This window comes from Bacillus sp. FSL W8-0848, assembly GCF_038007805.1.
GTDB classification, from domain to species: Bacteria; Bacillota; Bacilli; order Bacillales; family Bacillaceae; genus Bacillus; species Bacillus glycinifermentans.
In genome coordinates, this window is the sequence record NZ_JBBOYB010000001.1 from 1,771,093 (window position 1) to 1,794,653 (window position 23,561).

At 46.1% G+C, this 23,561-nt stretch carries 20 protein-coding genes and 4 pseudogenes; 20 read left to right on the plus strand and 4 right to left on the minus strand.

What is annotated here, in order from left to right; translation table 11 throughout:
• The first annotated feature begins 84 nt into the window (after positions 1–84).
• The 8 genes and pseudogenes from dacB to NSQ39_RS09300 all read left to right on the plus strand — a co-directional run bounded on the left by dacB (position 85) and on the right by NSQ39_RS09300 (position 10,086).
• Positions 85–1,569 carry a D-alanyl-D-alanine carboxypeptidase/D-alanyl-D-alanine endopeptidase gene (dacB, locus tag NSQ39_RS09265; protein WP_175075117.1) on the plus strand — a complete coding sequence of 495 codons (1,485 nt, stop codon included), beginning with the start codon at positions 85–87 and terminating at the stop codon, positions 1,567–1,569.
• 290 nt (positions 1,570–1,859) lie between these two features.
• Positions 1,860–1,997, plus strand: coding sequence for a hypothetical protein (locus NSQ39_RS09270; protein WP_164918160.1), 138 nt, complete (start codon positions 1,860–1,862; stop codon positions 1,995–1,997).
• A 283-nt stretch (positions 1,998–2,280) separates the two neighbouring features.
• On the plus strand, positions 2,281–4,506 hold the full coding sequence (gene pflB, locus NSQ39_RS09275) for a formate C-acetyltransferase (protein WP_175075118.1): 2,226 nt from the start codon (positions 2,281–2,283) through the stop codon (positions 4,504–4,506).
• Positions 4,507–4,563: 57 nt separating this feature from the next.
• A complete protein-coding gene (gene pflA, locus NSQ39_RS09280; RefSeq protein ID WP_046131447.1) occupies positions 4,564–5,331 on the plus strand; it encodes a pyruvate formate-lyase-activating protein in 768 nt (255 codons plus the stop codon).
• Between the two features lie 96 nt (positions 5,332–5,427).
• Positions 5,428–6,627 (plus strand): DHH family phosphoesterase, encoded by a 1,200-nt coding sequence (locus tag NSQ39_RS09285; protein WP_175075196.1) that lies wholly within the window; start codon positions 5,428–5,430, stop codon positions 6,625–6,627.
• Positions 6,628–6,758: 131 nt separating this feature from the next.
• Positions 6,759–7,901: pseudogene (locus NSQ39_RS09290) on the plus strand (glycoside hydrolase family 10 protein); the annotation flags it as partial.
• An 85-nt stretch (positions 7,902–7,986) separates the two neighbouring features.
• Positions 7,987–9,123, plus strand: a complete 1,137-nt coding sequence (locus NSQ39_RS09295; protein ID WP_175075120.1) for an erythromycin esterase family protein — start codon at positions 7,987–7,989, stop codon at positions 9,121–9,123.
• A 99-nt stretch (positions 9,124–9,222) separates the two neighbouring features.
• Positions 9,223–10,086 carry a RhaT/GlcU family sugar-proton symporter gene (locus NSQ39_RS09300; RefSeq protein ID WP_175075121.1) on the plus strand — a complete coding sequence of 288 codons (864 nt, stop codon included), beginning with the start codon at positions 9,223–9,225 and terminating at the stop codon, positions 10,084–10,086.
• A gap of 28 nt (positions 10,087–10,114) precedes the next feature.
• On the opposite strand, the gene NSQ39_RS09305 is transcribed toward NSQ39_RS09300, so the two are convergent.
• On the minus strand, positions 10,115–10,840 hold the full coding sequence (locus NSQ39_RS09305; RefSeq protein WP_175075122.1) for an endonuclease/exonuclease/phosphatase family protein: 726 nt from the start codon (positions 10,838–10,840) through the stop codon (positions 10,115–10,117).
• A gap of 106 nt (positions 10,841–10,946) precedes the next feature.
• Between NSQ39_RS09305 and NSQ39_RS09310 the strand changes: the two genes are divergently transcribed.
• Entirely contained in the window at positions 10,947–11,237 is a 291-nt protein-coding gene (locus NSQ39_RS09310; protein ID WP_175075123.1) for a hypothetical protein, read from the plus strand.
• On the opposite strand, the gene NSQ39_RS09315 is transcribed toward NSQ39_RS09310, so the two are convergent.
• Positions 11,199–11,666, minus strand: coding sequence for a hypothetical protein (locus NSQ39_RS09315; protein WP_175075030.1), 468 nt, complete (start codon positions 11,664–11,666; stop codon positions 11,199–11,201). The genes NSQ39_RS09310 and NSQ39_RS09315 overlap by 39 nt on opposite strands.
• Between NSQ39_RS09315 and NSQ39_RS09320 the strand changes: the two are divergent.
• The 6 genes and pseudogenes from NSQ39_RS09320 to NSQ39_RS09345 all read left to right on the plus strand — a co-directional run bounded on the left by NSQ39_RS09320 (position 11,557) and on the right by NSQ39_RS09345 (position 15,686).
• A pseudogene (locus NSQ39_RS09320) lies at positions 11,557–12,730 on the plus strand (arsenic transporter). The gene NSQ39_RS09315 and the pseudogene NSQ39_RS09320 overlap by 110 nt on opposite strands.
• Position 12,731: 1 nt before the next feature.
• Positions 12,732–12,889: pseudogene (locus NSQ39_RS09325) on the plus strand (arsenate reductase); the annotation flags it as partial.
• A gap of 360 nt (positions 12,890–13,249) precedes the next feature.
• A pseudogene (locus NSQ39_RS09330) lies at positions 13,250–13,670 on the plus strand (VOC family protein).
• 123 nt (positions 13,671–13,793) lie between these two features.
• Positions 13,794–14,168, plus strand: coding sequence for a GntR family transcriptional regulator (locus NSQ39_RS09335; protein ID WP_046131438.1), 375 nt, complete (start codon positions 13,794–13,796; stop codon positions 14,166–14,168).
• Positions 14,169–14,170: 2 nt separating this feature from the next.
• Positions 14,171–15,049, plus strand: coding sequence for an ABC transporter ATP-binding protein (locus tag NSQ39_RS09340; protein ID WP_046131437.1), 879 nt, complete (start codon positions 14,171–14,173; stop codon positions 15,047–15,049).
• A complete protein-coding gene (locus NSQ39_RS09345) occupies positions 15,033–15,686 on the plus strand; it encodes an ABC-2 transporter permease (protein ID WP_046131436.1) in 654 nt (217 codons plus the stop codon). The genes NSQ39_RS09340 and NSQ39_RS09345 overlap by 17 nt, the downstream gene beginning before the upstream one ends.
• 38 nt (positions 15,687–15,724) lie before the next feature.
• Here NSQ39_RS09345 and NSQ39_RS09350 read toward each other — a convergent pair whose 3' ends face one another.
• On the minus strand, positions 15,725–16,372 hold the full coding sequence (locus NSQ39_RS09350; protein WP_175075124.1) for a helix-turn-helix transcriptional regulator: 648 nt from the start codon (positions 16,370–16,372) through the stop codon (positions 15,725–15,727).
• A gap of 204 nt (positions 16,373–16,576) precedes the next feature.
• Here NSQ39_RS09350 and NSQ39_RS09355 point away from each other — a divergent pair, with 204 nt between their 5' ends.
• Genes NSQ39_RS09355 through NSQ39_RS09365 form a run of 3 tightly spaced genes read left to right on the plus strand, consistent with a single transcriptional unit; the run spans position 16,577 to position 18,188 of the window.
• A complete protein-coding gene (locus NSQ39_RS09355; protein WP_175075125.1) occupies positions 16,577–17,191 on the plus strand; it encodes a superoxide dismutase in 615 nt (204 codons plus the stop codon).
• Positions 17,192–17,241: 50 nt separating this feature from the next.
• A complete protein-coding gene (locus tag NSQ39_RS09360) occupies positions 17,242–17,868 on the plus strand; it encodes an FMN-dependent NADH-azoreductase (RefSeq protein WP_175075126.1) in 627 nt (208 codons plus the stop codon).
• Positions 17,869–17,900: 32 nt separating this feature from the next.
• A complete protein-coding gene (locus NSQ39_RS09365) occupies positions 17,901–18,188 on the plus strand; it encodes a DUF3817 domain-containing protein (RefSeq protein WP_046131432.1) in 288 nt (95 codons plus the stop codon).
• A 43-nt stretch (positions 18,189–18,231) separates the two neighbouring features.
• On the opposite strand, the gene NSQ39_RS09370 is transcribed toward NSQ39_RS09365, so the two are convergent.
• Positions 18,232–18,939: a cytochrome c biogenesis CcdA family protein gene (locus tag NSQ39_RS09370; RefSeq protein WP_046131431.1), complete on the minus strand. Its 708-nt coding sequence runs from the start codon at positions 18,937–18,939 to the stop codon at positions 18,232–18,234.
• A 594-nt stretch (positions 18,940–19,533) separates the two neighbouring features.
• On the opposite strand from NSQ39_RS09370, the gene NSQ39_RS09375 reads away from it, so the two are divergent.
• On the plus strand, positions 19,534–21,483 hold the full coding sequence (locus NSQ39_RS09375) for a BglG family transcription antiterminator (RefSeq protein WP_175075127.1): 1,950 nt from the start codon (positions 19,534–19,536) through the stop codon (positions 21,481–21,483).
• Between the two features lie 133 nt (positions 21,484–21,616).
• Positions 21,617–23,557 carry a fructose-specific PTS transporter subunit EIIC gene (locus tag NSQ39_RS09380; RefSeq protein ID WP_175075128.1) on the plus strand — a complete coding sequence of 647 codons (1,941 nt, stop codon included), beginning with the start codon at positions 21,617–21,619 and terminating at the stop codon, positions 23,555–23,557.
• Positions 23,558–23,561: the final 4 nt, after the last annotated feature.

Here is a 23,561-nt window from a genome sequence, read left to right on the forward strand (position 1 = left end):
TTTTGAAATTAGGCCCTTGAAAAGGGTATATCCGGCCCCTTTTTGAAATAAAGTATTAAAACATGCCTAAAGGGGAGAAAATACATGAACAAGACCATTAAGATCAGCTTGTGCATCATGATGATTGCCGTATTGGCGCTCTTCTCCCGCCTCAATCCGGAAGAGCCCGCCGCCGTTGCTGCAGAAAATAAAGACGGGCTGTCCGCTGAGCTTGACCGGCTTTTAAAAGAAGAGCCCGCCTTGCAGGGGGCGCTTGCCGGAATCAGCGTCAGATCCGCCGAAACCGGAGAAGTCGTCTACAGCCATATGGGGGACGTCCGGCTGAGACCCGCATCGAGTCTCAAGCTTCTGACAGCTGCAGCTGCGCTGTCTGTGCTAGGCGGGGATCATACGTTTGCAACAGAGGTGCTGGCTGACGGTGCGGTGAAAGGGAGAACCTTAAAAGGAAACCTTTATTTAAAAGGGAAAGGCGACCCTACGCTGCTCCCGACCGATTTTGATCAGATGGCCGAAGCTCTCAGCCAAAAAGGCATTAAGCGGATTCGGGGAAATCTGATCGGGGATGATTCCTGGTATGACGATGTCCGCTATTCGACGGATGTATCCTGGAGCGATGAACATACATATTACGGCGCACAGGTTTCCGCTCTTACCGCGTCACCGAATGAAGACTATGATGCCGGCACGGTCATCGTCGATGTCACACCCGGCCGAAAAAGCGGCGACAAACCGGCGGTGACGGTCTCCCCGAAAACGGGGTATGTGAAGATCGTCAATCATGCAAAAACCGTACCGACAAACGGGGAAAAAGACATCACAATCGAACGGGAACACGGCACAAATACGATCCAAATCAAAGGAACGATTCCAAAGGAAGCATCAAGAGCAAGGGAATGGGTTTCGGTTTGGGAGCCTGCGGGCTATGCGCTTGATTTGTTTAAACAGGCGCTCGACCGGAAAGGCATTCAAGTGCTTGGAAAAGCAAAAACCGCAACCACCCCGAAAAATGCGCGGCGCATCGCAGTCCGCCGATCGATGCCGCTTTCGGAACTGATCGTGCCTTTTATGAAGCTCAGCAACAACGGCCATGCCGAAACGCTGGTCAAGGAAATGGGGAGGGCGGTCAAAAAAGAAGGAAGCTGGGAGAAAGGGCTTGAGGTTTTACATGAAAAGCTTCCCGGTTTTTCAATTGATCCGGACAACGTCCTTCTGAGAGACGGTTCAGGCATCTCCCATATCAATCTCATCACCGCACATCAGATTACAAACCTGCTGTATTCCGTACAGGATGAACCATGGTTTTCCTCTTATCTTCGTTCACTGCCGGTTTCCGGCGAAAGCGACAGAATGGTTGGCGGAACATTGCGCAACCGGATGAAAAACCCAGAGCTCAAAGGCAAAGTCAAAGCGAAAACGGGCTCTCTTTCGACCGTCAGTTCTTTATCCGGCTATGTTGAAACGAAAAGCGGGAAAACGTTGATTTTCTCAATTATCTTAAACCAGCTGTTGGACGAAGAAAAAGGAAAAGAGATCGAAGACAAGATCGCCGAACGGTTGGCCGGCCAATGACATCACCTTCCCTTGCTCCCGGGCTGTTCCGGGACGGCCCGATTTTTTTCAAAAGCCAACATCTTCGCATTTTATAAGATTCCGTGCCTCCTTTTGAATCGCAAAACGAAAAGTGAAAGATATCATTATTTTTCTTCGTCCCCGGGCAGATACCATTAACATTCATATGATTTAACACCAATAGATTTAAAAGGAGGAAGGAGCCGGCGAATGCGAAAAGTTTGGCACGTATACGTATATTTACTGCAGCAAGCCGGTCTATTCCCCCGGGGGGAGATTTTAGTCTGCCTATGGTCAAGCGCCGGCTTTTTCATGAAGATGATCCGGGGAGCAATGAAGACGAATACGTCGGTGACTACTTTTCTCCCGATGAATGTCATGTAGTAGACCACTCTGGAAAATATGTGAATGTGACGTTTTATGAATAATGTGAGATAAGCCCGCCGCTTTAGAGTCGGAGGGTTTTTTGTTTTCCACCGGAAGAATTCTCTTGTATAACAGATAGTCGTTATCTAACTATTATTATAATACAGATGAAATGTTGAATTTCTTGCCCTCAGCTTGCCATCTTCAATTTGTGTATGTTCTAAGAACTTTGTTCATAACTTCACATAATGTGTGACTTTTTTCACATTCAAAACTGTTCTACCCAACATAAGATAAAAATGTAGCATCTGTTATACAAATCGAATGATAAAAGAGGTGGATAACATGGAACAATGGAAAGGCTTCACCACAAATGTATGGCAAAAAGAAGTAAACGTGCGGGATTTCATTTTGAACAACTTTCAGCCTTATGAAGGTGACGAATCGTTTCTGCAGCCTCCAACCGAAGCAACAACCGCATTGTGGGATCAAGTGATGGAATTGTCGAAAAAAGAGCGCGAAAACGGCGGGGTTCTCGATATGGATACGGAAATCGTATCAACGATTACCTCGCACGGACCGGGGTATCTGAATCAAGATCTGGAGAAAGTCGTCGGCGTTCAGACAGATGCGCCGTTTAAGCGTTCTCTTCAGCCTTTCGGCGGAATCCGCATGGCAAAGCAGGCATGTGAGTCTTACGGTTTTGAATTAGATCAGGAAGTAGAACGAATTTTTACGGATTACCGGAAAACTCACAACCAGGGTGTATTTGACGCGTACACAGATGAAATGAAGCTTGCCCGTAAAGTCGGCATCATTACCGGGCTTCCGGATGCATACGGGCGCGGCCGGATCATCGGAGACTACCGGCGGGTCGCACTTTACGGCGTCGATTTCTTAATCAATGAAAAGAAAAAAGATGCAGCCGCCACTTCCAAGCTGATGACTGAAGAAAACATCAGGCTGCGTGAAGAGCTGACCGAGCAGATTCGGGCCCTGCACGAATTAAAAGATATGGCAGCCCGCTACGGCTTCGATATTTCAGAGCCGGCTTCAAACGCAAAGGAAGCGTTTCAATGGCTGTACTTTGCATATTTAGCTGCCATCAAAGAACAAAACGGAGCGGCGATGAGCCTTGGCCGCGTCTCGACTTTCCTGGATATATACATTGACAGGGATTTGCAGAACGGGGTACTGACAGAGCAGGAAGCTCAAGAACTTGTCGACCATTTCGTCATGAAGCTGCGCTTAGTCAAATTCGCCCGGACCCCGGATTACAACGAATTGTTCAGCGGCGACCCGACGTGGGTAACCGAATCGATCGGCGGAATGGCTCATGACGGACGTCCTCTTGTTACGAAGAACTCTTTCCGTTTTCTTCACACGCTTGATAATCTGGGACCTGCACCCGAACCTAACCTAACCGTGCTTTGGTCTGTCAGACTGCCTGAACGGTTTAAACAATATTGTGCAAGCATGTCCATTAAAACGAGCTCGATCCAGTATGAAAACGATGACATTATGCGTCCCGAATACGGTGATGATTACGGTATCGCATGCTGCGTATCGGCGATGGAAATCGGCAAACAAATGCAGTTTTTCGGAGCACGCGCCAACTTGGCGAAAGCGCTTCTATACGCAATTAACGGCGGAAAAGACGAAAGGCATAAGATTCAAGTCGGACCGGAAATGCCGCCTGTCACATCAGACGTTCTGGACTACGAAGAAGTGATGCATAAGTTTGACCAAACGATGGAGTGGCTTGCAGGGCTGTATATTAACACGCTGAATGTCATCCATTACATGCACGACAAATACTCTTATGAACGAATCGAAATGGCGCTTCATGACACCGATATTCTCCGTACAATGGCAACAGGCATTGCAGGGTTGAGCGTTGTGGCCGATTCGTTAAGCGCTATCAAACATGCAAAAGTAAAAGTGATCCGGGATGAAAACGGCATCGCCGTTGATTTTGAAACAGAAGGCGATTTCCCTAAATACGGAAACAACGATGACCGCGTGGACAAGATTGCTGTCGAGATTGTTGAAACATTTATGAAGAAGCTGCGCAAACATCAAACATACCGCCAGTCGCTTCCGACGATGTCCATCTTAACGATTACATCAAACGTCGTCTACGGGAAGAAAACGGGAAATACGCCTGACGGCCGCCGGGCAGGAGAGCCGTTTGCCCCTGGAGCAAATCCGATGCACGGACGCGACACAAAAGGTACGCTTGCTTCCCTTTCATCGGTCGCAAAACTGCCTTACAGCTATGCGATGGACGGAATTTCGAATACATTCTCGATCGTTCCGAAGGCTCTCGGCAAGGACGATGCAAGCCGGGCCGTCCATTTAGCGAGCATACTTGACGGGTATGCCAAAAAAGCGGGGCATCACTTAAATGTCAACGTATTCAACAGGGAAACCTTGCTTGATGCGATGGAGCATCCGGAAGAGTATCCGCAGTTAACCATTCGCGTATCAGGCTATGCGGTCAACTTCATTAAGCTGACAAAAGAACAGCAATTGGACGTGATCAGCCGTACGTTCCACGAATCAATGTAACTTAAAATTAGGCGGAGCGCCCTTTTCGCTGCGCTCCCATCACAAGGGGGGATCTTCATGATGAACGGACGCATCCATTCGATTGAAACATTCGGTACCGTCGATGGCCCTGGGATTCGATATGTCGTTTTTATGCAAGGATGTTTATTGCGCTGCCAATTTTGTCATAATGCAGATACATGGGAAATCGGAGCGGGACGGGAAATATCCGTTTCCGAAATCGTCGATGACGTTCTCTCATACCTCCCGTATATGGCGTCTTCCGGCGGCGGAATCACGGTCAGCGGAGGAGAACCGCTTTTACAGCTTCCCTTTTTGACAGAATTGTTCAAGGCGTGCAAACAACAAGGCATTCATACGGCGCTCGATTCTTCAGGGGGATGTTATTCAAAAGCACCGGCGTTTCAGGAACAGATCAGCGAATTGATGCAATATACCGATCTTGTTTTGCTCGATCTTAAACAAATCAACCGCAAAAAGCATCTGGAACTGACCGGAATGCCGAATGACCACATCCTCGATTTCGCGACATTTCTCAGCGAACGCCGCATCCCTGTCTGGATTCGCCACGTTCTCGTTCCGGGGATCACAGATATTGACGAAGATTTAAACGATCTCGGAACGTTTATCGGCGGACTTTCGAATGTCGAAAAGGTGGAGGTTCTCCCATATCATGAACTCGGCGTCTATAAGTGGGAAGCGCTCGGCCTTGAGTATCCTTTAAAAGGAATCGAACCCCCTGCCGAAGAACGGGTTAAACATGCATACAAATGCTTAACCGCTCACTTGAATCACAGACACCCGTTTACTGAAACGCTTGCATAAAAGCATTCGTTTTTAATAATAGTAAAACAGATGTGAGAAGCCGGGCGAAAGCATAATTTAAACGGCACAAATTCATAAAGCAGGGTGGATAGCATGATGTATCATTTGTATTCTCATAACGACTTAGACGGAGTCGGATGCGGAATCGTCGCAAAGACGGCCTTCGGCGAACAGGTGGAGGTTCGCTACAATTCGGTCACAGGACTGGACATCCAAGTCGAAAGATTTTTAGATCGGGCGAAAGACAAGCGAAAACAGGGCGGCTTGTTCATCACGGATTTATCCGTCCATCAGGAAAATGAAAACAAACTGAATGAATACGCCGAAGCGGGCGGAAAGGTCAAACTCATCGACCATCATAAAACAGCGCTGCATTTGAACGAATACCCGTGGGGCCTTGTGAAAGTCGAATATGAAGACGGAAGGCTCGCATCGGCCACTTCTCTTTTTTATGAATATTTAGCAGAGAACGGCCTGATCGAGAAAACGAAAGCAATGGACCAATTTGTCGAGCTCGTCCGGCTATATGATACATGGGAATGGGAGGAAGCGGGCGTTCTTGAGGCGAAACGGCTGAACGACTTGTTTTTCATGGTGTCCATTGACGAATTTGAAGAAAAAATGATCCGTCGCCTGAAAGAAAATGACGAATTTTCCTTTGACGAATTCGAGGAAAAGATCCTCGATATGGAAGAAGAAAAGATTGAACGGTACATTCGCAGGAAAAGGCGGGAAATCGTACAAACTTTCATCCATGGGCATTGTGTCGGAATCGTCCATGCCGAAAGCTACCATTCAGAGGTCGGCAACGAACTCGGAAAAGAATTTCCCCATCTTGATTACATCGCCATTTTAAATATGGGCGGCAAAAAAGTGAGCCTCCGGACCATTCATGATGAAACAGACGTCTCTGAAATCGCCGGCGCTTTCGGCGGCGGAGGCCATGCTAAAGCAGCCGGCTGCCCGTTGACAGACGAAGCGTTCAGGCTGTTCGTGCAAGAGCCGTTTCCGGTGGAACCGATCAAAGCCGATGCTTTCAAAAACATATATAACTTGAAAGAATCTGAATACGGCTCCCTTTATGAAAACAGGGAAGAAGACCAATTTTACCTCTTTTCGGCTGAAGACGGCTGGAGCATTCAATTAAACAGGGTCACACAAAACGAAACATTCGCTTCGTTTGAAGAGGCGGAACGGTTTATCAAAAGAAATTATGCGGCATGGCTGGTTCGGGATGAGACATTTGTCCGATTTCTGATGCAGCGTGTCAAAGAGCATCTCAATACGACAGGCTAAGACATTAACATGTCTTAGCCTGTCATCGTCATCATATACAAAACCGTCTTTTTGACATATAATAACAGAAAGTTCTGATTTTTCAAAAAGGGAGGATGCTCATGAACATGAGTTCTGAAAACTGCCAAGCAAAGGAATTCAGGGCGGTATGGATCGCCACAGTCACAAACATCGACTGGCCTTCGCGAAAGGGCCTTGCCGCGGAACAGCAAAAAGAAGAGTACCTGAAGCTCTTGAATGATGTGACAGAGATGGGCATGAACGCAGTCGTCGTTCAAATCAAACCGACGGCCGACGCTTTTTATCCTTCTGCATACGGACCTTGGTCAGAGTATTTAACAGGCGTCCAAGGAAAAGATCCCGGATACGACCCGCTCGCCTTTTTGCTTGAAGAAGCCCACCGAAAGAACCTTGAATTCCATGCATGGTTTAACCCTTATCGAATCACGATGAATCATACCGATTTGAACAGGCTCGCGGCAGATCATCCGGCGAGAAAGCACCCGGAATGGGTCGTCCGTTACGGCAGCCAGCTGTTTTACAATCCCGGCATTCCCGAAGCGCAGGACTTTATCGTCGAAGGAATCGAAGAAGTCGTCAAAAACTATGAGATTGACGCCGTTCACATGGACGACTATTTCTATCCGTATAAAATAGCCGGAGAGGAGTTCCCTGATTCTGAAACGTATGAGAAATACGGCAAAGACCGTTTCACCGACATTGAGGATTGGCGGCGGGACAATGTCAACCAGCTCGTCAAACAAATCAACGCCGCCATCAAAAAAGAAAAACCGGCCGTCAAATTCGGCATCAGTCCGTTCGGCGTCTGGCGGAACAAGGCGAAGGATCCTTCAGGCTCGGACACAACCGCCGGAATGACCAACTATGACGACCTTTATGCGGATACGAGAGAATGGATTCAAAAAGGATATATCGATTATATCGCTCCGCAAATCTATTGGAGCATCGGTTTTGCCCCCGCGTCCTACGATATTCTGGTTGCCTGGTGGAAGAATGAAGTGGCCAATCGCCCCGTGCATTTATACATTGGACAAGCGGCCTATAAAATCAACAACAATTCTGATCCGGCCTGGTCAGACCCTGAAGAATACCAGAGACAGATCGCCTTAAACCGCGCCTCGAATGTTTTAGGAAGCATTCATTTCAGCCTGAAGGATCTAAACCGCAACCCGCTCGGCGTCAAAGACAGGCTGACGGGCGACCTGTATCACGCTCCCGCGCTGATTCCCGGCATGCCGTGGCTTGAGACTTCCAAAAACTGAACGGAAACGGAGAGGAATCAAGACCCCGTCCGGCGAATTAAAGAAAGGAACAAAAAAGGCCGGAGCTGATAGAAATATGGATCGCATAACTGCTGAAATCAGGGATCGCAGCATCGATATAGGTGGTGAAGATAAATATCATTTTGACTCCTTAAAACCGATTTTGAAAGACAAAAGATTTGTATTTCTCGGTGAAAGCGGACATTGCGTCAAAGAATACATCACGGCTAAAATCAGCCTCATCCGCTTTCTGCATCGGGAGATGGGGTTCAATGTTGTTGCGTTTGAAAGCGAATTGGGAGATTGCACAATCGGTGACTTTTTTTCCTCTGAATACAGCGCCGAAGAGTTTATGCGCGGCTCCATCGGGAAGATCTGGCACAACCAGTTTGTCCTCGAATTGTTCCGTGAGCTGAAGGAATCAGAGGGGCTTCACTTAACAGGTATTGACGTCCAACAGAGCAGGAAAAAGCACTTTTCCTCCTTTTTGGAGAAGTATTTGACAGGACGGATCCGACAGCAGTACATCGACTTTGACCGCCTTGCACATGAGCTGCTTGACAAGAATGGAATATTCAAATGGCGCTTTCGAAAAACGGCCGAAGAAACCGCCAAAATGGGAAAAGAATTAATCGAAGGACTTGAAAAACAAACGTTTCCTTCGGCAATGCTGCATAAGGTCGTGATGCAGACGATTGAGAACAGGCTGAATTACGTCAAGGCCAACTTTCAAAAAAGCTTCTCCAAATTGTTTGAATACCGGGACGAATTAATGGCAAAAAACCTGGAATTTTTATCAACACACATCTATCCCGCTGATAAGTTCGTCATTTGGGCGCACAACCTTCATATCAAAAAACAGAGCAGTGCCAGCCGTTTGTCCCGGTACCGCTCATTTGCCGAGAATCTCCCGCCATTGATGAAAGAAAAGAGTTTTGTGATCGGGTTGTATGCAAAAGAAGGAAGGATGGGAGATTACAGCGGCCGCGATTATCTGATAAAAAAAATGAGTCATAAGCATATGGAATGGCTGCTCAGCCATTCGCCTTATCAAAATTCGTTTGTGCGCTGCAGCCATGAATGGGGACAGAAAAAGTATAGAGCGTTTGAAGGAGGCGGTCTGCGCACATCGTTTGTCCCGGCGCGGCAATATGACGGGATATTATTCTTCAAAAACGTGCATCCGGTAACAATAAACGAACAAGTCAAATAAGCATTCCCGAATTCTAAAATTCGGGATTTTTTTGGATTAAAAATCGTGTTTGCAGTAAACCTTAATAGATAAAGACAAAAAAAGAAAGGTTTACTTGACATGGATATTTTCTTAGCCATTTTACCCGCAATCTTTTGGGGCAGCATCGTATTGTTTAACGTCAAATTAGGCGGAGGACCGTACAGCCAAGTGCTCGGAACGACGATCGGCGCATTGGTTTTTTCCATCGGTGTCTATTTTTTCGTCCAACCCGACTTATCGCCGCGCATTTTTGCAGTCGGTATCATTTCAGGCGTATTTTGGGCGCTTGGCCAGGTGAACCAGCTGAAAAGCATTAAGCTGATCGGCGTTTCAAAAACGATGCCGATCTCAACCGGGCTTCAACTCGTATCCACCTCCTTGTTCGGCGTTCTCGTGTTCCACGAATGGGCGACGACGGTCTCGATCGTTCTCGGCGTGCTGGCGCTGATTTTCATCATCGTCGGCGTCGTGTTGACGTCATTGGAAGACCGCTGGGGCCAGGACAACCATGAGGAAAAAAACGGAGACATGAAAAAAGGGATTGTGATCTTGCTCATTTCGACATTAGGTTACCTTGTGTATGTCGTCGTGGCTCGGTTCTTTCAGGTCAGCGGCTGGGCCGCTCTTTTTCCTCAAGCCATCGGGATGGTGGCAGGAGGATTGCTTTTCACATTCAGGCACCATCCCTTTAATTTCTACGTAATCAAAAACATTATTCCAGGTTTAGTCTGGGCGGCGGGAAATTTGTTTTTATTCATTTCTCAGCCGCGGGTCGGCGTGGCGACAAGCTTTTCATTATCGCAAATGGGGATCATCATTTCGACACTCGGCGGAATTATGATACTTGGTGAAAAAAAGACAAAGCGCCAGATGGTCGGGATCGTCATCGGGATCATCCTGATCGTCATTGCCGGCGTAATGTTAGGAATCGCAAAGGCATAAAAAGGACGGCGCATCGGCCGTCCTTTTTTTATATCGTAACCATAGCCGTAAGCGGCAGATGATCAGAGGCTTCGGGGCTCTTGGTGACAACTTCGGCAGCGGTCACATGAAGAGAGGGACTTGCAAAAATGTAATCGAGCCGTTTTTTCGGACGGCGCGACGGGTAAGTGAAACCCGCACCTTCCCCGGCATCTTCCCACACATCGCGAAGCACTCCCGTGACTCTTTTCCAGCCTCTTGAACGGGGCTTCATATTCCAGTCCCCCAATACAATCGCCGGCTTTTCAAGCTTCTGAAGCCTGCCTGTGATATAGCCGGTCTGCTTTCGATGGAGAGAGGGGTGCAAGCTCAAATGCGTCACAAACGCATAAAGGAGCCGCCCGTCGATGTCAATGGCTGTTTCGAGCAATGATCTTCCTTCAATCAGCCCCGGGACAAAATTGAACAAATGATGCTGTTCGTACACAATCGGAAATCGCGACAAAAGGGCATTTCCATATTGCCTTTTTAACTGGGAACCTTTTGAACGTAATGAAACGGACGGGCTGTAGGCATGCTCCATCCCCAGCTCTTTTGCGAGCCGGCTGATTTGATCTTCATACCGGCTTCTTTTCGAAAAGTGCCGATCGACTTCATTAAGGCCGATAATATCAGCGCCGCTCTTAGCGATCAACTCGGCAATCCTTTGCAAATCAAGGCGCTGATCGGTGCCCTTGCCATGGTGAATATTAAACGTCATGATGCTGATATCCATTCATATCCCGCCTGTTCGATAGATTACAAATATTTTGCCTCTGAACCCGGCAAATTATTTTCGGACAGTTCGAAAGCATCGTATAATCTTAGGCGGAGGGATTATGTTGTACAAAATTATTATGACGCTTTTCACGACACTTTTGATGATCATTCAGATCGGGGTGCTGTATTTTTGGCTGTTCGATTGGAAGGATCTGTATACGGAACTGGGACTTCTCTGCTGGAACGGGTCGATCTTAGCGGGGACGGTCATCTGCATCGTGTACTTCACATTGCTGAAAAAGGGGGCATTTTCCTCTATCTTAAAAAAGCTCGTTCTTTCCTCAACGGTCATGGTAATCGTCTTATACTTGGCATCATTCGTCATCGACTTTGCGGCAAATTCTATGCCATAAAACAAAGAATGATTCCTTGGTTATTTTAAATGAGGAGGAGATGCCATGGCCGGACGGATAAAGCTCGATTCTCGCAAACGCCGAGAGCAGCGGCTTTTTATTCTCTCCGCGACGATTTTCCAGAGCGTGAATCAGCGGCGGCCGTTCTCGGCCAATTAGATGATGACGACATACAGCCACTAAAAAGAAAAGCAAAACGGTATCATGCAGATAGGCGGGGGAAAGCTCCGCCATTTTTGGGCTGCGGAGCACCCGTTTTGCCGCATTTGGACATATGCTTATATATACGCTGTAAAGAAGGCGGGGGATAAAAGTGACCATGTTTTTAGCTGTTATCATATTTCTGCTGACGCTTACATTCGTCATATGGCAGCCGAACAATTTATCAATCGGCTGGTCGGCGTGCGGCGGGGCAGTACTGGCGATCATCGCCGGGGTCGTTGATTTTCAGGATGTACTGAACGTAACCGCGATCGTCTGGAATGCGACATTAACCTTTGTGGCAATCATCATAATTTCACTTATTCTCGATGAAATCGGATTTTTCGAGTGGGGGGCATTACATATGGCGAAGGCGGCGGAAGGAAACGGGATTCGCATGTTTGTATATGTTTCCGTTTATTATCGCGGGCGGGTTTATTGCCGATACCACATCGCTTCCGCTCGTTGTCAGCAACCTTGTCAACATCGTGTCGTCCGATTTCTTTCACATCGGCTTTATCGAATATGCGGCAAGAATGGTGATTCCAAATGTGTTTTCACTGCTTGCAAGCATCACCGTACTTTATATATTTTTCAGAAAGAGCATACCGCGGCACTATGACGCAACGCATCTGAAACAACCAGGGGAGGCAATCAAAGATCAAAGCATATTCCGTTTGTCATGGTTCATATTAGCCATCCTTTTATTCGGCTATTTCATCAGCGAGCTGTTTTCCGTTCATGTATCAATTATCACCGGTGCGACAGCCATCTTTTTCTTAATCGCTGCGAAAAAGAGCCCAGCTGTCCGCACAAAGCAAGTTCTGAAAGGAGCCCCCTGGGCGATCGTTTTTTTCTCGGTCGGGATGTATGTCGTCGTATACGGATTAAAAAATGCAGGCTTAACGGAAATTCTTGCACGTATTATTCAAGCTGCAGCCGGTCAAGGGCTGTTTGCCGGAACGATCGGAATGGGATTTATCGCCGCTTTTCTGTCATCAGTTATGAATAATATGCCGACCGTGATGATTGACGCGCTTTCCATTCAGCATACCGAAACCCACGGAATCATGAGGGAAGCACTGATCTACGCCAATGTCATCGGCTCCGATCTCGGGCCGAAAATAACGCCGATCGGCTCATTAGCGACGCTTTTATGGCTTCATGTCCTTTCTATGAAAGGCGTGAAAATCTCTTGGGGAACCTACTTCAAAACAGGCATCATCCTGACGATCCCGACGCTTTTTATCACCCTTGTCGGGCTTTATATTTGGCTGTTGATCATTCACTAAGATGACTTCGCCGCATGTCAGGCGCGAACATTGGGGCTTTGATGATCCGACAAGAGCTGAAGGAACAGATGAGAAGAAATGGGCATTCTTCCAGCGTGTGAGGAAGAAATCGGAGAACGGGTGAAACGTTTTGCGGAAACAGGGGAATCCGTGATCTGAAAAAAGCCGATTTTAACCATCGGCTTTTTTATTGCTCTATGGTAATTTTTATTTTATTTTTCAACCTAGCTGCTTTAAAATCGGTCCGAGCAAGGTTAAACGGGACTGACTTCATGCCGTTTTCCTGACCCGCTCATGTAAAATAGCAAACCGTTCTTCGGATTCCGCAGTTGATAACATGAATTCTCCATAAATTCCGCTTTTGCACGATTTCAAGAGATTAAGGCGGTTGTCCTTTTTATATCATGACAGTTGAATAACAAGAACGAATGTTCTATAATCTTTATGAGCAGCGTTGAAGGTTATGAAGTACTATGTGTTAAAAATATAAAGAATGTTACATGCTGGGGAGGTTATATTTTGAAACCGCGAATCACGGTCATTACACTAGGAGTAGATGATGTAGAAAAGGCGCTTCATTTCTACCGGGATGGATTGGGGCTTCCGTCAGACGGCATCGTCGGCGAGGAGTTTGAACACGGTGCCGTTGCTTTTTTCGACTTACAGCCGGGCCTTAAGCTCGCCGTTTGGAACCGGAAGGATATTGCATATGATACGAACCTTAACAAGACAATGCCAAGCCCGACCGAATTCACGATCGGACATAATGTTGGAAGCAAAGCAGAAGTCGACGAAGTCATGCAACAGGCAAAGACAAGCAGGCGCCGTCATAACAGTCCCGCCGTATGATACGTTTTGGGGCGGCTATTCGGGGTATTTCCAGGACCCTGACGGCCATTTGTGGGAAGTCGTCTGGAACCCTCAGTGGGAAATCGAATAGCAAAGTACAAACCCATCGATGAACGGTGGGTTTTTGTTTTGCCTGAAAATCAACAATTGACAGATCTGTTATAACTGTTTATATTGTATATATACAGTTATAACGAATTGAGGGATGTTATGCTTGAATATTTTGATTTCAAACACATCAGATGAACCGATTTATTTGCAGATCGTAAACCAATTAAAGGAGCATATCGTCAAGGGGGAGCTCGCGGAATCACAGCCGCTCCCATCGATCAGAAGCCTGGCCAAAGAGCTGAAAATCAGCGTGATTACAACAAAACGGGCCTATGACGAGCTGGAGAAAGAAGGATTCATCGTCACCGTGGCCGGAAAAGGATCGTATGTCGCAGCCATCAACACGGAGATGCTGCGGGAGACGAAAGTGAAACTGATCGAAGAAAAAATGACCGAAGCAATCAATGAAGCCAAGCTTGTCGGCTTGTCTTTGAAGGAACTGCAAGACATGCTCAAGCTGATATATGAAGGGTGGTAACAATGAGCAACATACTGGAAATAAAAAATGTGTCGAAAAGCTATCAAGATTTCTCTTTGAAAAATGTAAGCATTACCCTGCAAAAAGGCTACATCATGGGCTTTATCGGACCGAATGGAGCGGGTAAAAGTACGACGATCAAACTGATCATGAACATCATCAAAAAAGACAGCGGCGACATCAGCATTTTCGGCCTTGATCATGAGCGGCACCAACTTGACATCAAACAGAGAATCGGCTTTGTCTATGACGAAAATCATTTTTATGAAGAACTGACCATTGAGGAAATGAAAGGGATCGTCAGCCCGTTTTACGCGAGGTGGGATGAAGCCGTTTTTCAGCAATACGCTAAAGACTTTCGCCTTCCTTTAAAAAGGCGGATCAAAGATTTGTCAAAGGGGATGAAGATGAAGTTTTCGTTGGCTATCGCACTTTCGCATCATGCCGATCTATTGATCATGGACGAACCGACTTCAGGACTTGATCCTCTCGTCAGATCTGAGCTGCTGGATGTGTTGCAAACATTGCTGCAGGACGAAAACAAGTCGATTTTCTTTTCGACCCACATTACATCTGACCTGGAGAAAGTTGCCGATTTTATTACATTCATCCAAAACGGCGAGATCGTGTTAAGCAAGGCGAAGGATGAGCTTTTAGAGGAGTACTGCATCGTCAAAGGCCATCACGACAAGCTTGATGCGGGCCATGAAGACGTATTGATCGGCTTAAAGAAAAACAGCTTCGGATTTGAAGCCCTTGCCAAAGATAAGCGGGAAGTCGTTCAGCGATTCGGGGATTCAGTCATCATTGAAAAACCGACATTGGAAGATATTATGGTGTTTTCCACCGGCAGGAGTGATCAAAGTGTATCATCTTATTAAAAAAGACCTTTTGATGCAAAAAAAATCGTTAAAATTATCGATCTTGTTGATGGCCTTTTTTTCTATTACCCTCTCTAATATCGGGCACGTCGGTTTTTTGGTCAGCGTGTTGGCGATCACTTACCAATTGGCATTGGGGGCAAGCGCCCTGGAGGATAAAAATAACAGCGACAAAATCCTCATCAGCCTTCCGATCAAAAAAAGCACGATCGTTTTGTCAAAATACGCATCAATCTATGTGTATGCGGCGTTTGCCATCCTGATCTACGGCGTCATCTATTTGATCGTCAAGCTTGTACAAGCTCCGCTTAACATTTCGTTTACTTTTATCGGAATCATGGGTGCTGTCACTGCCGTTACCTTATTTTGTTCCATCTCGTTTCCGCTGATTTTCAAATACGGCTATCTAAAATCAAAAATGGCGAATATGGTGATCTTTTTCGTTTTCATATTCGGAGGATCGGGATTATCCAAATTTGCAAACAGCGGGCAAGTGTCCTGGAATCAAAGTATCACAGATTTTTTAGGCAATGCATCCGAACCCGTAGCGATCTTGCTGCTGGCCGTTTGCCTGCTTGCGATCCTGTTTCTTTCATACGCCGTCTCCTTGCACTTTTACAATAAAAGAGAATTTTAAAAAACGTAATCAACCGCCGGTTTGCCAGCCGGCGGTTGTTACACGTTAAGCGATTTCTTCTTGTTAAACTTCACAAAAAACCGGCAATGGTCGCCGTTGTCGGCCCTGCAAGTCATCCTTTCCACCTGATCGGCGCCAAGCACTTTCTTAAACATCTCTGTTTCGCAGGCGCAGGCCTTTTTAAACTTTTTGGCCACGGCGAAGATAGGGCAGTTATGTTCAACGATTTCGTACGTGTCATCATCTATTTTTGTAACGTCGGCCATATAGCCTTTTCCGTTTTGGATCTCTGTAAGCTTTTCAACCTTTTCTGCCGCGGTTTTGCCATGCATATTAGGCAAGTAGCTGTTTTTTTGCCGCTCGCTTCTTTTTTCCAACAGATAATCGATGATGTCTTCACCGTGCAATTCTTTTAGATCGTGAAGAAATTCAACCGTCATATTTTCGTAGTTTTTCGGAAAAAGCTCATCAGCTTTAGAAGACAGCGCAAAGACCTGAAGCGGGCGTCCCATCGGCTGCTTCACTTCGCTGACGGTGAGAAGTGAATCCCGCTCTAACATATTCAGATGTTTTCTGACGGCCATTTCGGTTATTCCTAAACGTTTTGAAAGCTGACTGACGGTCATGCTTTTCTCTTTTTTTAACAGTTCAAGTATTTTATCTTTTGTTGAGAGCCTGGAATCCATTTGATCACCCGCCTTTTTGAAAGTTTTTTGAACAATTAAGTTTATCATATTTTAGAAAAAGAAACCATGCCGTCTGCTGAAAACGGCTTCTTTAATAAAAGGGGAGGGACGGAAAAAAACTTTCTAAACTTTATAGTTGAAAAAGTTTAGAAAATGATTTTATAATAGGTTCATAACATATTATACATATGAGGAGGACATAACATGTCAAAATATGAACTTCCGGCATTACCTTATTCTCACAGCGCTCTTGAGCCTAATATTGATGAAGAAACGATGAAGATTCACCACGGGCGTCACCATGCAACATATGTAAACAATTTAAACGCTGCTTTGGAAGGACGCGATGAACTGGCAGGTAAATCGGTTGAAGAGCTGATTGCAAACCTTGATGCAGTACCGGCTGAGATCCGTACCGCCGTCCGCAACAACGGGGGAGGGCATGCAAACCACAGCCTGTTTTGGAATATCCTTTCTCCAAACGGAGGCGGCGCGCCTGCCGGAGAGATTGCAGTAGCGATCAATCAAACGTTTGGAAGCTTTGATCAATTTAAAGAAGAATTTGCGAAAGCAGCGGCCGGACGCTTCGGCTCCGGATGGGCTTGGCTCGTTGTCGATAAAGATCGCTTGGCGATTACCTCTACGCCTAATCAGGACAGCCCGCTCATGGAAGGCCAAAAACCGGTTCTCGGACTTGATGTGTGGGAACATGCATACTATCTAAAATATCAAAATAAGCGGCCTGACTACATTTCCGCTTTCTTCAATGTCGTGAACTGGGAAGCAGTCAACAAATATTATCAAGCTGCCCGCGGATAAGGCAATTCCCTAAAATCAAAGTTTTTAGTTACAGCGGAGGTATTTTTAAAATGGCAAATGTTTTATTTATTAAAGCAAACCCGCGTCCGGCCGAACAGGCGGTCAGCGTAAAACTGTATGAGGCGTTTTTAAACAGATACAAGGCGACACATCCCGAAGATCAAATCACGGAACTCGATTTATTCAAAGAAAATCTGCCTTATTATGATATGGATAAGATTAACGGTATGTTTAAACTGGCAAAGGGCATCGACATGACAGATGCCGAAAAAGAAGCAGCCGGGCTGGTACAGAAGTATTTAGATCAATTTCTTGCAGCCGATAAAGCCGTTTTCGCATTTCCGCTTTGGAATTTCAGCGTTCCGTCCGTGCTTCACACATACCTTGATTACCTTTCACAAGCCGGCAAGACCTTCAAGTATACGCCGGAAGGACCTGTCGGGCTGATTCGCGACAAAAAAGTGGCGCTTCTTAATGCCAGAGGGGGCGTCTACTCAGAAGGGCCTGCCCAATCAACGGAAATGGCCGTTAACTACGTGAATAACATTATGCATTTCTGGGGCGTAGAAGACTTGACAACCGTCATTATCGAAGGACACAACCAATTCCCAGACCGGGCCGAACAAATCATCGAAGATGGATTGAAAAAAGCAGAAGCTGCGGCCGTTAATTTTTAATAAAATTCACAGTCGAAAGCAGGTTTCCATTCATGACAACATCCATCAAGCTCCTGCGGATCATCGGTATTATTGAAGGAATATCCTATTTGGCATTGCTCTTTATCGCGATGCCGTTTAAATACTTTGCCGGTTATTCAGGCCTTGTTCAGAGCTTCGGCATGATACACGGCGTATTGTTTCTCCTGTTTGTGCTGATGCTCGTTATTGTCTGGTTCCGTCACCGCTGGGCGTTTCTCAGCGTTCTCGGGGCTTTCATGGCATCGCTCTTGCCGTTCGGTACGTTTGTTCTCGATGCCCGTTTGCGGAAAAAGCAGTGAACGTCCTGCAAAAAAGGATCTCCTGAGGAGATCCTTTTTTGTTTTAAAATAGATTCGTAAGATCGGAAAACCATATATTAATCCATACGATTTGATTCGTATACAAGAGGATTCCGATAAAAACGAGCATTCCTCCGCCGATTTTCATCAACACATGCGAGTATTTTGTAAAGAATTTTACCTTTCCGATGAAAAACGCCATCACTAAAAACGGAATCGCAAATCCCAACGAATAGGCCGTCACAAGCATAAGCGTCCGGGCCGGATCGGGATTCGTGAAGTTGGCGTACGCAATCGTTCCGAAAATGGGACCGATACACGGCGTCCAGCCGGCCGCAAAAATAATTCCGACAAGTATGGAGTTCAACACGCCGATTTTTCCTTTTCTAAACGAAAACCTTCTCTCCTTCAACATGAATGCCGGCTGAAAAACCCCCAATAAAAACAAGCCCATTAAACAAATAAAAATCCCGCCAAGCATCCTGATCAGGTTTTTATATTCAGAAAAAATCAATCCGACAGAGCTGGCCGAAAAGCCGATAATATAAAAAATCAACGAAAAACCGATCAAAAAAGAAGCCGCATGAAGCAGCACCGTTTGATTGACGCCTTTTGTCTGCCTGCTTTTTAAATCGCTTACAGAAAAGCCCGTAATGTAAGAAATAAAAGAGGGGTACAACGGCAGACAGCACGGGGAAATGAACGATAAGAACCCTGCGCCGAACGCGAGCCATATCGTTACGCTTTGCATTTGATCATCTCCTTAAAACCGCAGTAAACTACAGTAATGATAACATTCCAAATAGTGGGTCGTCTACAATAATATACAAAAGAAAAAGGGAGGAGCTTATTAGAAGCGAATGAATTTTCTGTACATATTGTATTGGAATTGACACAAAGCCATCCTAACGGTACAGTAACTTTTTTTGGAATGATCCGCCCAACACGCTCATGTGATGTGCAATCATACTCATTGTAGGGGGAGTTGTACTATGAAATACTTCAAAACATCCGGGAACAAAAGGAGGGCCATCACATTGACGGTTCTTTTTTGATTATGACGAAAAAATCGGCATTCCGCTATGCGGGGCAGGGATAAAAGCTATTAAACAACCAAAATCCGGCGGCTTGGAGCCGGATTTCTAAAGGGGGTGTGGCTGCACACCGCTTTTTTTGGTCGTATAGAAATTTCTAGTCCTAGATTCCTAATAAAATCAGTTTTTCCGGAAGCTTCGGTAAAAAACTAGATTTTTATTTCTTTTCTTCCGCTGTATAATGTAAACGGTTTCTCTTGTAGTATACTTATACTATAAAGCGAACCTCACAGGAAGGATAGAAGAAACAGGTGAAACCAATGAATACAAGGCAAAAAGACATTTTATATCTGTTGATATCTGAACCTGAGGACTATTTATTAGTGCGGGATATTGCAGACCGGGCAAAGTGTTCTGAAAAAACGATCCGCAATGATTTAAAAGCGATTGAAGAGTTTTTAACCGAACATTCCGATGCAGAGCTCATCCGGAAACCGGGAGCAGGCGTTTCTTTAAAGATAGAAGAACACGAAAAGATGCGGTTAAGCCGTAAGCTGTGCCTAAAGCAGCGGCCGAAGGTACAAACCGATGAAGAAAGGGTACTTGAGATTGCCTATCGCTTGCTCATGAATGCAAAGCCGGTAACAGTGAAAGAAATCGCAGCGCAGCATTTTTTAAACAAGTCCGTCATCAAACGGGATTTGGATATGATAAAAGAATGGCTGAAGGACTTTCACTTAACGCTCATTTCAAAGCAGCGGATCGGCCTGATGATCGAAGGAAACGAAAAAAACAAACGAAAAGCGCTGGCCAGAATATCAGATTTGATAGAAAATCAAGAGTTTGCCAGCGAATTCATGAAAAAACAATTTTTAAGCCATGAAGTGAAATTTGTGACAAATGAAATCTCAGCACTGCAAAAGCGTCATTCTTTGCGTTTCACAGACGAAACGTTCGAAAGCTTATTGTTGCACACGCTGCTGATGATCCGCCGCATGAAAATGAAACAGCCGATATCGATTTCCCGGGAAGAGATGGCGCTAGTTCAAAAGAAAAAAGAATATCAATGGGCATCCGCATTTTTGAAAAAGCTTGAGCGCGTTTTCGCCGTCCAATTTCCCGAAGAAGAAGTCGTATATTTAACATTGCATATATTAGGCGGAAAAGTGCGCTATCCGTTATGGCAAGATGAGGAGGAAAGCGTAAAAAATCCTTTGCTGAGCGATGTTCTCGATCATTTGGTTGACCGCGTCTCCAAGCTGAAGATGATTGATTTCCGCAAAGATGCGGGATTGATCGAGGGGCTCAGCATCCATTTAAATACCGTGTTGAACCGGCTGAATTATGACCTTTCTGTATCAAATCCAATGCTTCACGACATTAAAAAGATGTACCCTTATATGTTTCATACCGTGGTGGACGTCTTGGAAGATATTAATCAATCATTTCAGCTTTCGATACCCGAAGAGGAAGCGGCGTACCTCACCCTGCATTTTCAAGCGGCGAGCGAACGGATGAACTGCGGCAGCCGGACGCAAAAGAAGGCGATCATCGTCTGTCATATGGGAATCGGAATGTCACAATTGCTGCGGACGAAGATTGAACTGGCATTCCATCAAATCGCTGTGCTGGATTGCATTGCAAAAGCGGATGTGGCGGACTACCTGGCAAATCACGAGGATGTAGAGCTTGTCATTTCAACTGTATCACTAGAAGCGGTAAAGGTTCCGCACGTCGTTGTATCGCCGCTGTTGGAGCCGGCGGATGAGAAAAAGCTGGGCATTTTTATGGATCAGCTTGATCAGCCGTCCCGCAACAAGCAAAAAACGTTTACGATGCTGAATAATACGACTCCTTTTTTAGTGTTTTTACAACAGGATGCAGAACACCGCTACAAATTAATCGAAACATTGGCGATGGCGTTGTATCAGAAAGGCTATGTCGAAAAGGATTATGCTCTCCACGCCGTGGTAAGGGAAAAAATGTCGGCCACGTCCATCGGGGGAGGCATTGCCATTCCCCACGCCAATTCCAAATTCATTAAGAAATCGGCAATTGCCATTGCAACTTTAAAAGAACCGCTTGATTGGGGAAACGAAAAGGTATCGCTCGTTTTCATGCTCGCGGTAAAACAAGAGGACCGCGACATGACGAGGCAATTGTTTCACGAACTGTCTTTTTTAAGCGAGCAGCCGGCGTTTGTTCAAAAATTGACGAAGGAAACAAATGTTATGAAATTTTTATCATATTTGGACTATTAAAAGCAAGGATCAGTTCCTTGCTTTTTTATAGAAAAAAGCCGATTTTTCCGGAAGTTGCGGTAAAAAACCAGACTTTTGATTTTAAGATTTTGATATATAGTAGACACAAGACTTGCGAATAGGAGGATTCAACATGAAACTGTTAGCGGTTACATCATGCCCGAACGGGATCGCTCATACGTATATGGCGGCAGAAAATTTGCAAAAAGCAGCCGACAGATTGGGCGTAAAAATGAAAGTGGAAACCCAGGGCGGGATCGGCGTCGAAAATGAACTGACCGAACAGGACATTCAGGAAGCAGACGCTATCATTATCGCTGCCGACCGCTCGGTAAACAAAGACCGGTTTACGGGAAAAAAGGTGCTGTCTGTCGGGGTACAGGACGGAATCCGCAAACCGGAAGAATTAATTCAAAAAGCTTTGCACGGAGATATCCCCGTCTATCAATCCAGTTCACAATCGGCAAAAGCCGGCCATCAGGCGAAAAAACAAAACCCGATTTACCGTCATTTAATGAACGGCGTTTCGTTCATGGTTCCGTTCATTGTCGTCGGCGGATTATTAATCGCACTTGCGCTCACGCTCGGGGGCGAAAAAACGCCTAAAGGCTTGGTGATTCCGGACGCTTCATTCTGGAAGACGATTGAGCAGATTGGAAGCGCTTCATTCACGTTCATGATCCCGGTCTTAGCCGGATATATCGCGTACAGCATCGCCGATAAGCCCGGCCTTGTTCCCGGCATGATCGGCGGATACATTGCGGCGAAGGGAAGCTTTTACGGCAGCGCGAGCGGCGCCGGTTTCCTCGGCGGGATTATCGCCGGATTTTTGGCAGGGTATGCGGCGCTGGGAATCAAAAGATTAAAGGTTCCAAAAGCAATACAGCCGATCATGCCGATCATTATTATCCCGGTACTGGCCTCGCTTATTGTCGGATTAGCGTTTGTATTTTTGATCGGCGCTCCTGTCGCGCACGTGTTTGAATCATTGACGGTTTGGCTTTCTGGTATGCAAGGATCGAGCTCGATTATTCTGGCATTGATTTTAGGCGCGATGATTTCATTCGATATGGGCGGACCTGTCAACAAAGTGGCATTCATGTTCGGTTCAGCCATGATTGCAGAAGGAAACTACGAAATTATGGGACCGATTGCCGCAGCAATTTGTATACCGCCGATCGGGCTCGGAATCGCCACATTTATAGGAAAAAGAAAATTTCAAACAGCTGAAAGAGAAATGGGGAAAGCATCATTCACGATGGGGCTCTTCGGCATTACAGAAGGCGCCATCCCATTTGCGGCGCAAGATCCGTTGCGCGTGATCCCGAGCATTATGGTGGGCGCCATGACAGGATCGGTCATCGCCATGATCGGAAACGTCGGAGACAGAGTCGCACACGGCGGCCCGATCGTTGCTGTGCTGGGGGCTGTCGATCATGTTCCGATGTTCTTTGTTGCTGTAATTGCCGGATCGTTTGTCACTGCGATTTTAGTCAACATCCTGAAAAAAGACGTCACCCAAGCGCAGCAGCAGGAGCTGGAGGAAGCCGCAGCGGCAAAAGAAGATTTGCAGCAAGACGTGCCGGCGGAAAACAGGCAGCCGGAGAAAACGCGCATCAACAAGCTGACGGACATCACCAGTTTTGACCTGATCGAACCTCAGCTATCCGGCATAACGCGCGACGACATTATTGATGAAATGATTCAGCAATTGTCCCGGGCAGGTGCGCTCAAGTCAGAAAGCGAATTCAAACAAGCAATCCTGAGCCGTGAACAGGAGAGCACAACGGCAATCGGAATGAATATTGCGATTCCGCACGGGAAATCCGATGCAGTGTTAAAACCAAGCGTCGCATTTGGAATCAAACGGGCGGGAGTCGATTGGAAAAGCCTCGACGGCACAAAGGCGAAACTGATTTTTATGATCGCCGTTCCGAAAGAAAGCGAAGGAAATGATCATTTAAAACTCCTGCAAATGCTGTCCCGCAAACTGATGGATGACAGGTACAGGGAAACATTATTATCCGTCCGGACAAAAGAGGAAGCATACAAGCTGCTTGAGGAAATCATATAAGGTC